Source organism: Pseudomonas sp. C5pp, assembly GCF_000814065.1.
Taxonomy (GTDB): Bacteria; Pseudomonadota; Gammaproteobacteria; order Pseudomonadales; family Pseudomonadaceae; genus Aquipseudomonas; species Aquipseudomonas asiatica.
In genome coordinates this window covers 97,111-107,396 of record NZ_JWLN01000021.1, presented here as the reverse complement: position 1 = coordinate 107,396, position 10,286 = coordinate 97,111, and the positions used below count along the sequence as shown (strand labels likewise).

The window sequence follows — 10,286 nt, the reverse complement described above, 5'->3', positions numbered from 1 at the left end:
CGAGAAGACCGTAGCCGTTGGCGAGCCGGTGACGACCGTGACCGACGGACCAGGCACCAAGGACATTACCCACCTTACCGTGAGCGCGACACCGACGGTTGCCGAGGGTGGCAAGATCACTTATACCGCGACCTTGACCAACAAGGCCGGCACCGATCTGGTGATCAAGCTGAGCAACGGTGAAACCATCACCATTGCCGCCGGCTCGAAGGAGGCTTCGGTCATCGTCGACGCCCCAGGCGATGATGTCTACATTGATGCTGAAGTACTGCAGGTCAAAGTGACCGAAACCACGGGTGGTGACTTCGAGAAGCTGAATGTAAACAGCGGCGCAGCCGTGACCAAGGTCACCGATACCATCGACACCACTACCGTGACCCTGACCGCCACGCAAAGTGTGGTCGAGGGCGGCGTAGTGACCTACACCGCGTCGGTCAACCACAAGGTCACCGGTTCGGACCTGGTGGTGAAACTGGCCAACGGCCAGACCATCACCATTCCGGTTGGCGAGTCGTCGGCGTCGGTGCCGTTCACCGCGCCGAACAACGTCCATAACACCAACCTGGACCTGACCAACAAGATCACCGACATCTCGGGTGGTAACTACGAGAAGACCGTGGCTGTTGGCGAGCCAGTGACCACTGTCACTGACAACCCGGCGACCCCGGACGTCACCACACTCACGCTGACCGCGACGGATACCGTGGCCGAAGGCGGCAAGATTACCTACACCGCTACGCTGTCCAACCCGGCGGGTACTGCGCTGAACGTCAAGCTGAGCAACGGCGAGACCATCACCATCGCCGCCGGTTCGAAGGAAGCCTCGATCACCATCGACGCGCCGAGCGACGATGTGTATGTCGATACCGAAGACCTGAGCGTGACCGTTACCGGTACCACCGGTGGTGACTTCGAGAAGCTGGACGTCAGCAGCACTGCGGCTGTGACCAAGGTCACCGATACCATCGACACCACTACCGTGACCCTGACCGCCACGCAAAGTGTGGTCGAGGGCGGCGTAGTGACCTACACCGCGTCGGTCAACCACAAGGTCACCGGTTCGGACCTGGTGGTGAAACTAGCCAACGGCCAGACCATCACCATTCCGGTGGGTGAGTCGTCGGCGTCGGTGCCGTTCACCGCGCCGAACAACGTCCATAACACCAACCTGAACCTGACCAACAAGATCACCGACATCTCGGGTGGTAACTACGAGAAGACCGTGGCCGTTGGCGAGCCAGTGACCTCTGTCACCGATAATCCGGCAACTCCGGACGTCACCACGCTCACGCTGACTGCGACGGATACCGTGGCCGAAGGCGGCAAGATCACCTACACCGCAGCGCTGTCCAACCCGGCGGGTACTGCGCTGAACGTCAAGCTGAGCAACGGCGAGACCATCACCATCGCGGCGGGTCAGAAAGAAGGTTCGATCACCATCGACGCGCCGAGCGACGATGTGTACATCGATGCGGGTACCGTTCAGGCCAAGATCGATGGCACTACTGGCGGCGACTTCGAGCTGCTGGCTACCAGTGGAGCCTATGCGGTAACCAAGGTCAGCGACACCATCGACCACACTAGCCTGAGCCTCAGCGCTACGCCAACCGTCGCAGAAGGTGGCCAGATCACCTACACCGCCACCCTGACCAACAAGGCTGGCACCGACATGACCATCAAGCTGAGCAACGGCGCTGTGATCAGCATCGATGCGGGCAAGCTCTCCGGCTCCGTGACCGTTCCGGCGCCAGCCGATGACGTCTATATCGATGCAGGCAACGTTTCGGCGAAGATCACCGAAACCAGCGGTGGCAACTTCGAGAAATTGAACGTCAGCGATACGGCGGCGGTCACTGCTGTCACGGATACCATCCAGACCACCACCCTGAGCATCAGCGGCACCGCCGCGGTCGCCGAAGGTGGTAATGCCACGTACGTCCTGAACCTGACCAACAAGGCCGAGACCGACGTCACCGTCAAACTGACCTACACCGGCACCGCGGCCGATGGCACGGACTACACCGGCGTGGCTACCGTAGTGATCAAGGCCAACAGCTCGCAGGCAACGTTCACCGTCCCGACCTTCAAGGACAACGCCACCGAGGGTACTGAGCACTTCACGGTCAAGATCGATTCGGCCACTGGCGGTAACTTCGAGAAGCTCGACATCAGCTCCAGCGCCGGCAGCGTGACCACCCAGATATTCGAGCCAGCTCCGGTTCTGGACCTGGATGGCAACGACTCCAGCGGCAAGACCGGAGCCGACTACCAGACCACCTTCACCGAGAACCAGCCAGGCAGTGGTGTGTCGATCGGCGATGTGGACGTCACTATCACCGACTTCGACAGCTCGCAGCTGACGGGCGCGACGGTCACCCTGACCAACCGCCAGCCGGGTGATGCGCTGAACCTGGGCAACAGTGTCAACGGCATCACGATCAACGCCAACAGCACAGACGGCAAGGTAGTCCTGACCCTGAGCGGCGCTGCGTCGCTGGCCGACTATATCCAGGCGATCAAGAACATCACCTTCATCAACAGCAGCGAGAACCCGAGCACCACGCCTCGCATCATCACCGTGACGGTGACCGACGGCGTTAATACCTCGAACACCGCCACGACCACGGTGAATGTGATCGCTGTCAACGACGCACCGGTCGCCACTGGCGGCGCCGTCACTGGCGTCGAAGACACGCCGCTGGTGCTGACCTGGAACGACTTCAACATTTCCGACGTCGACAGCGCCCTGTCGAGCCTGGGTGTGACCTTCACCCAGCTGCCAGCGGGTTCCCTGCAGCTCTTCAACGGCACCGCCTGGGTCAACGTCGCCCAGAACCAGACCGTCAGCCAGGCTGACATCGCTGCCGGCAACCTGCGGTTCGTGCCAAAACCCAACGAGTCGGGTATTGACGGATATGGCGGAACGGGCGTCGGCAACAAGCAGGCCGACTATGCCCAGATCAAGTACAAGCCTACCGACGGTGCCGCTGCTGGTGGCGAGGCCACGCTGAAGGTCGATATTGCACCTGTAGCCGACAAGCCTGGCCTGAACATCGGCAGCAACACCCCCGAATCGCTTGGCCTGACCAAGGAAACCTGGAACAGCCTCACGGGCCTGGGCACCAACGGCAACGGCATCAGCGGTACTGCGCTGAAGAACGTGTTCGCCAACTCTGGCAGTGCCAGCAAGACCGAGCAGGTTACCAGCGCCGATTCGGGCGGCAGCGTTGCCGCCGGTACGGGCTCCAAGACCTCCGGCCTGATCTACCTGGAAGCCGGCCAGACCTACACCTTCAGCGGCACCGCCGATGACAGCCTGCAGGTCTACATCGGCAAAACCAGCGTGGTCGGCGCCACCTGGGGGGCGGGCGGTACGATCTCCGGCAGCTTCTCGCCGCCTGTCAGCGGCTACTACACCCTGGAGATCTACCACGCCAACCAGTCCGGCCCGGGCAGCCTGGATATCAACGTCAAGGTCGGTAACGGCCCGGTGACCGACCTGAGCAGCTCGGCCATCCCGATGTACCCGAACGTTGCGGCGATGGGTAACGCCGGGCTTTCCGTGTCCGATTTCCATGGCAGTGATGGCCAAGGCTACTACGACGGCTACAAGCTCAACGAAGGGCCGGAGAACGGCACCGTCAAGCTGGTTGGCATTTCCACCAACCTGACCGACACCGACGGCTCCGAGAGCCTGAGCGTCAAGCTGGACGGCATTCCGGCAGGTTCGGTGCTCAGCGATGGCGCTGGTCATACCGTAACCGTCGGCGCCACTTCGGTTGACGTCACCGGCTGGAGCCTCAACGGCCTGAGCATCAAGCCGCCGGCGTACTACCAGGGCAGTTTCGATGTGAAGGTCACCTCGACCGCTACCGAAAGCGTGGGCGGCAGCAAAGCCTCCACCGAAGGCACGATCAAGGTAACTGTCTATCCGGACACCTACACTGCCAGCAACCTGACTACCGACAGCGACAGTTTCACCGGCACCACCACCAGTGACATCATCGTTGCCGACATCAGTGGTCTGCATGTGACGCCGGGTCAGGACTACAACATTGCGTTCATCGTCGATACCTCAGGCAGCATGGGCAGCGCGGTCGATGCCGCGCGTAACTCGCTGAAGTCGGTGTTCGATACCTTGGCCAACAGCGTCAAGGGCGCGCAGTCCGGTACAGTGAACATCCTGCTGGTGGACTTCTCCACCCAGGTGAACAGTACGGTTTCGGTCAACCTGGGCGACAAGAACGCGCTGAGCTCGCTCTACAGTGCGCTCAATACACTCTATTCCAGCGGCTCGACCAACTACGAGGATGCGTTCAAGACCACCGCCAACTGGTTCAAGCAATTGATGGATGCGGGCAACACCGGCAGCCGCCAGACGTTCTTCATCACCGACGGCCAGCCGAACGTGTACCAGGCTGGCGAACGTGAGGGCACCTTCAGGAACATCGACACCACGGTGGATTCCGTGCTCAAGTCGATCGGCTACAAGTTGGGCGACGTGGTCACCAACAAGATGGTGGGCAGCGACAACCGCTTCAGCATCGATGCCAAAGGCAACATGACCGCCGAATACTGGGGCAAAAAGGGCTGGACCAACGACAATGGTGCGTCTGGACAGCTGCATGCCCAAGGTGATGGCACCTTTGAGTTCTCCTACGCTGAAAGCGGTTACTACTATGTGGACTACAACTCGCAACAAAGCTTCCTGTTGCTGTCCAACCTGTCTGGCGTGGAAGCCATCGGCCTGAACAGCGCGGTCAATGTCAACGACCTGAAGCCTTACGACACCGATAGCAAGCCGCAGACCAACATCGACCCGAGCAAACTGGCGGAAGCGATCCTGGGCCACACCGAAGCCACCGTGCCGGGCAATGACACCGTCAACGGTGGTGATGGCAACGACATCATCTTCGGTGACCTGGTGAGCTTTGGTTCGGTCGCCGGCAACGGTGTCGAAGCCATACAGGGATATGTCGCAGGCCAGCTGGGTGTGGCCCTGGGTGATGTCGACGGTCGCGTGCTGCACAAGTACATCGTCGAGCACGTCAGCGAATTCGATGTCTCGCGCAGCAACGATGGCAATGACATTCTCAACGGTGGGGCGGGCAATGACCTCCTGTTCGGCCAGGGCGGCGACGATACCCTCGACGGTGGCAAGGGCAATGACATACTGATCGGTGGCCTGGGCAAGGACACTTTGCTCGGTGGTGAAGGCAATGACATCCTGCTTGGTGGCAAGGGCGATGACACCATGACCGGTGGCAGCGGTGCCGACACCTTCGTATGGAAGGCTGGCGATACCGGCAAAGACGTGATCAAGGATTTCAAGGTGGCCGAAGGCGACCGCATCGACCTGAAGGACCTGCTCCAGGGCGAGAAGGGCAGCACCATCGACAACTACCTGAAGCTCACCACGGTGGAAGGCACGACGACGCTGCAGGTCAGCAGCGAAGGCAAGCTCAATGCCGCCGGTGGTATCGCCAACGCCGACGTGACCATCAAGCTGGAAGGGGTGAACTGGTCCAACACCACGATCAACTCGTTGATCAGCGGTGCTGACCCGACAATCATCATCCACAACAAGGACAGTTGATTACTGATGCGCTAGCGGGCTGCACTGCAGCCCGATCGTCGGCAAGCCAGCTTCCACAGGAACTGTGCAGCTCTGGAGAGTTGTGCGGTTCTTGTGGGAGCTGGCTTGCCGGCGATTGGCCGCTCAGCGGCCATGGTACTTTCCTGGCATCCTGCGACAGCGCATACTCTGGCGCCGGGCCTGCGTGCCCGGTGATCTTTGCCTATGCTGCTGTCTACCACCCAGGAACCAATGTGACGAGGGACACCGCCATGTTCTACGTGCAACGCGATGCCGCTGGCCAGTTGCAGCGGGTCGAAGCAGCCGCTTTTGACCAGTTCACCGAAATGCTCCCCGCCGACCATGCCGATATCCAGGAATGGTTTGCCGATGACGTCGTGGAAAACAGCCTCAACCAGCTCAAGCAAAGCGATCTCGACATGATCCGCGTGCTCGAGGACTTGATCGATGTGCTGACCGCCAAGGGTGTGTTCAAGATCACCGACCTGCCCCCCGGTGCGCAGGCCAAGCTGCTCAACCGTTCTACAGCGCGCAAGGCGCTCAGCAGCCTGAACAACCTCATCGATGAGGAAGAGCAGGGCGGATTGATCTGATTGCGCACCGCCTCTGACAGCCGTGCTATGGTTATTCTTTATCGGTATTTAAAATAAAACTCTTATGACTTTATAGTCGCTTCCACTGCGTACCCGTCGACCAATCGATGCGCCGCACGACTTGAACCCACACGGGAAATCCCCGTGCGTTTCTGATCGTTGCGCGCCATTGAAGTCGCGCACTGCGTGGGAGTGAAAAATGTCAGCCGCCTCGAACGCCTTGTCGATCATCGACAGCGCACTGCCGCAACGCTTCGAAATCCGCCCTTTTTCCGGTGCTGTAGGTGCCGAGATCATCGGCCTGGACTTGGCCAGGCCGGTCAACGCCGTGGATTTTGCCCGTATCCATCGCGCCCACCTCGACCACCATGTGCTGGTGTTTCGCGACCAACGCATCAGCCCTGACCAGCAGATCGCCTTCAGCCGCCGTTTTGGTCCATTGCAGATCCATGTGCTCAAGCAGTTCCTGCTCGCCGGCCACCCCGAGATCCTGATCGTTTCCAATATCATCGAGAACGGCCAGAACATCGGCCTGGGTGATGCCGGCAAGTTCTGGCACTCGGACCTGTCGTACAAGGAACTGCCCAGCCTTGGCTCCATGCTGCATGCCCAGGAACTGCCCGACGAGGGCGGCGATACCCTGTTCGCCGACATGCACAAGGCCTGGGACGCTGTACCCGCGGCCCTGCGCAAGGTGGTCGAGGGCCGCAGTGCCGCTCACTCCTACACCGCCCGTTACGCCGAGACCAAGTTCGAAGGCAACTGGCGCCCGACCCTGACCGCCGAGCAGCTGGCGCAGGTACGGGAAGTCATCCATCCGGTGGTGCGTACCCACCCGGAAAACGGCCGCAAGGCGCTGTTCGTCAGCGAAGGCTTCACCACCCGTATCGTCGGCCTGCCAAGTGACGAAAGCCGCGACGTGCTGCAACAGCTGTATGCCCTGAGCGTGCTGGAGCAGAACATCTATCGCCACCAGTGGCAGCCCCGCGACCTGGTGTTCTGGGACAACCGCTCGCTGGTCCACCTGGCCACCGGCTGCCCCGCACGCCTGCGACGCAAGCTTTACCGCACCACCATCCAGGGCGATGCCCCGTTCTGACGACTGAGGAAACCAATCATGCGTAAATCCATCAGCCGCCTGGCGGCAAGCATCGGCCTGGGCGCAAGCCTTGTCGTCGGCAGCCTGGCGGCCCCCGCCGCGGCGCAAGCAGAAGGCAAGATTCGCATCGCCGAACAGTTCGGTATCGTCTACCTGCTGCTGAACGTAGTGCGTGACCAGCATCTGATCGAAAAACATGGCAAGGAGCAGGGCATCGACATCGAAGTCGATTGGGCCCAGCTATCGGGTGGTTCGGCTATCAACGACGCACTGCTGTCCGGTTCGGTGGACATCGCCGGTGCCGGCGTCGGCCCGCTGTTGACCGTGTGGGACCGCACCAAGGGCCGACAGAACGTCAAGGCCGTGGCCTCGCTGGGCAACTTCCCGTACTACCTGGTCAGCAGCAACCCCAATGTAAAGACCATTGCCGACCTCTCCGACAAGGACCGCATCGCCGTACCGGCGGTAGGTGTATCGGTGCAGTCGCGCTTCCTGCAGTACGCCGCCGCCCGGCAATGGGGCGACAAGGAATACAACCGCCTCGACAAGTACACCCTGGCCGTGCCGCACCCGGATGCCACTGCCGCGCTGCTGGCCGGCGGCACCGAACTCAACGGACACTTCTCCAACCCGCCGTTCCAGGACCAGGTGCTCGCCAACAAGAACGTGCACGTTGTACTCAACAGCTACGACCTGCTCGGCCCCAACTCGCCGACCTTGCTGTTCGCCACTGAAAAATTCCGCAAGGACAACCCCAAGACTTACAAGGCCTTCGTTGATGCGCTGGCCGAAGCCGCGGACTTCGCCCAGAAGGACAAGGCGGCCGCCGCCGACACCTACATCCGCGTGACCAAGGCCAAGATCGACCGCGACACGTTGATCAGACTGATCGACAACCCGCAGTACGAATTCACCGTCACGCCAAAGAACACCTACAAGTTGGCCGACTTCCTCTATCGGGTAGGCGCCATCAAGCACAAGCCGGAATCGTGGAAGGACTACTTCTTCCAGGATGAACGCCCACTGCAGGGGAGCTGACCGATCATGACCGCCCCATTGCCAGGCCACACGGCCAGCAACCTGAGCCGTGTCGCAACGCCGCCTTTGCTCAAGGTGGATAACCTCAGCCTCGAATACCGCACCGCACAACGCGTGGTGCGGGCCACCCACCAGGTCAGCTTCGAAGTCGACCGTGCCGACCGCTTCGTGCTGCTAGGCCCCTCCGGCTGCGGCAAGTCCACCTTGCTCAAGGCCGTGGCTGGGTTCATCTCGCCCCAGGAAGGGCAGATTCTGCTGCAAGGCCAGCCGGTCAACGGCCCTGGCCCCGACCGCATCGTGGTGTTCCAGGAGTTCGACCAGCTGCCGCCATGGAAGACGGTGAAACAGAACGTCATGTTCCCTCTGCTGGTGTCGGGCCAGCTGAAACGCGCCGAGGCCGAGGAGCGGGCACTGCACTACCTGGAAAAAGTCGGCCTGGCCGCCTTCGCCGATGCCTACCCACACACCCTGTCGGGCGGTATGAAGGCGCGCGTGGCGATTGCCCGGGCCTTGGCCACGCAGCCGAAGATCCTGCTGATGGACGAACCGTTCGCGGCACTTGATGCGCTGACCCGGCGCAAGATGCAGGAAGAATTGCTGCTGCTATGGGAGGAGGTGCGTTTTACCCTGCTGTTCGTTACCCACTCCATCGAAGAAGCGCTGGTGGTCGGCAACCGGATCCTGCTGTTGTCCCCCCACCCGGGGCGGGTGCGTGCCGAAGTGCACAGCCACCAGTACGACTTGGGCAGCCTGGGTGGTAGCGACTTCCAGGCCAGTGCCCGGCGCATCCATCGTTTGCTGTTCGATGAGGCGGATGCCCTCGAACAGCCCGACGATCTTGGTTTCAACGATATCCGTATCGCCTACTGACAGGAGCTTCAGCCATGACCACTACACCTGTACGCCAGGAATACGAGGTGCAGCTGGAGCCTTTGCTCAGTGTGCCTGTGGAGCGCAAGCTGCCGTTGGCTCAGCGCCTGTGGCAGCACGGCTGGCTGCGCAAGGCGGTCATCCTGCTGGTGATCGCCGTGCTGTGGGAGGCCATTGCCCGCTACCAGGGCAACGATCTGCTGCTACCGACCTTCCTGCAGACGGCCACGGCGCTGTGGGACGGCCTGGTCAGTGGTGAGTTGCCCGCCAAGGTTGGCGTGTCGCTGGTGATTCTGCTCAAGGGTTACCTGCTGGGCATCATCCTGGCCTTCGGCCTCACCAGCTTGGCGGTGTCGACCCAGCTTGGGCGCGATCTGCTGGGCACCCTGACTTCGATGTTCAACCCGTTGCCGGCGATTGCTCTGTTGCCGCTGGCTTTGCTGTGGTTCGGGCTGGGCGACAACAGCCTGATCTTCGTGCTGGTGCACTCGGTGCTATGGGCGCTGGCGCTGAATACCTATGCGGGCTTTCTCGGCGTGTCGGAAACCTTGCGCATGGCCGGGCGCAATTACGGCCTGAAGGGGCTGCGGCTGGTGCTGCATATCCTTGTCCCGGCGGCGCTGCCGTCGATCCTGTCGGGGCTGAAGATCGGCTGGGCATTCGCCTGGCGAACACTGATCGCTGCCGAGCTGGTGTTCGGCGCCAGCAGTGGCAAAGGCGGGTTGGGCTGGTACATCTTCCAGAACCGCAACGAGCTGTACACCGACAAGGTGTTTGCCGGGTTGGCGGTGGTGATCCTGATCGGTTTGCTGGTGGAGGGGCTGGTGTTCAACACGCTGGAGCGGTTGACCGTTCGCCGCTGGGGGATGCAGCGCTGACGCGCATGTGCTTGGTTGGCCCGATCGTCGGCTTGCCGGTGATCGGGCTGATGTTGTCGGCCCAAATGGCGTAGCTCTGAAACACTTTCAAATATTTTCAAGCCGACTTGTCGTATAAGTTGTAAGAAAACTCCTAATTTAGCATCGATCTCCGCAGAACGATTGCGTTGGAGTTTATCCGTGCCTAGCCTGTTCCGCTCAATTGTTTACAA

At 61.1% G+C, this 10,286-nt stretch carries 5 protein-coding genes and 1 pseudogene; all 6 read left to right on the top strand.

Going from position 1 to position 10,286, the window contains the following annotated elements:
- Positions 1-31: 31 nt before the first annotated feature.
- A pseudogene (locus RR51_RS17920) lies at positions 32-5,596 on the top strand (immunoglobulin-like domain-containing protein); the annotation flags it as partial.
- A 251-nt stretch (positions 5,597-5,847) separates the two neighbouring features.
- Entirely contained in the window at positions 5,848-6,189 is a 342-nt protein-coding gene (locus tag RR51_RS17915; protein ID WP_015268518.1) for a hypothetical protein, read from the top strand.
- 199 nt (positions 6,190-6,388) lie between these two features.
- Positions 6,389-7,288, top strand: a complete 900-nt coding sequence (locus RR51_RS17910) for a TauD/TfdA dioxygenase family protein (protein WP_039614286.1) — start codon at positions 6,389-6,391, stop codon at positions 7,286-7,288.
- Between the two features lie 18 nt (positions 7,289-7,306).
- Positions 7,307-8,326 (top strand): ABC transporter substrate-binding protein, encoded by a 1,020-nt coding sequence (locus tag RR51_RS17905; protein WP_039614285.1) that lies wholly within the window; start codon positions 7,307-7,309, stop codon positions 8,324-8,326.
- Between the two features lie 6 nt (positions 8,327-8,332).
- On the top strand, positions 8,333-9,196 hold the full coding sequence (locus tag RR51_RS17900) for an ABC transporter ATP-binding protein (RefSeq protein WP_039614284.1): 864 nt from the start codon (positions 8,333-8,335) through the stop codon (positions 9,194-9,196).
- Positions 9,197-9,210: 14 nt separating this feature from the next.
- Positions 9,211-10,074, top strand: a complete 864-nt coding sequence (locus tag RR51_RS17895; RefSeq protein WP_039614283.1) for an ABC transporter permease — start codon at positions 9,211-9,213, stop codon at positions 10,072-10,074.
- Positions 10,075-10,286 lie beyond the last annotated feature (212 nt).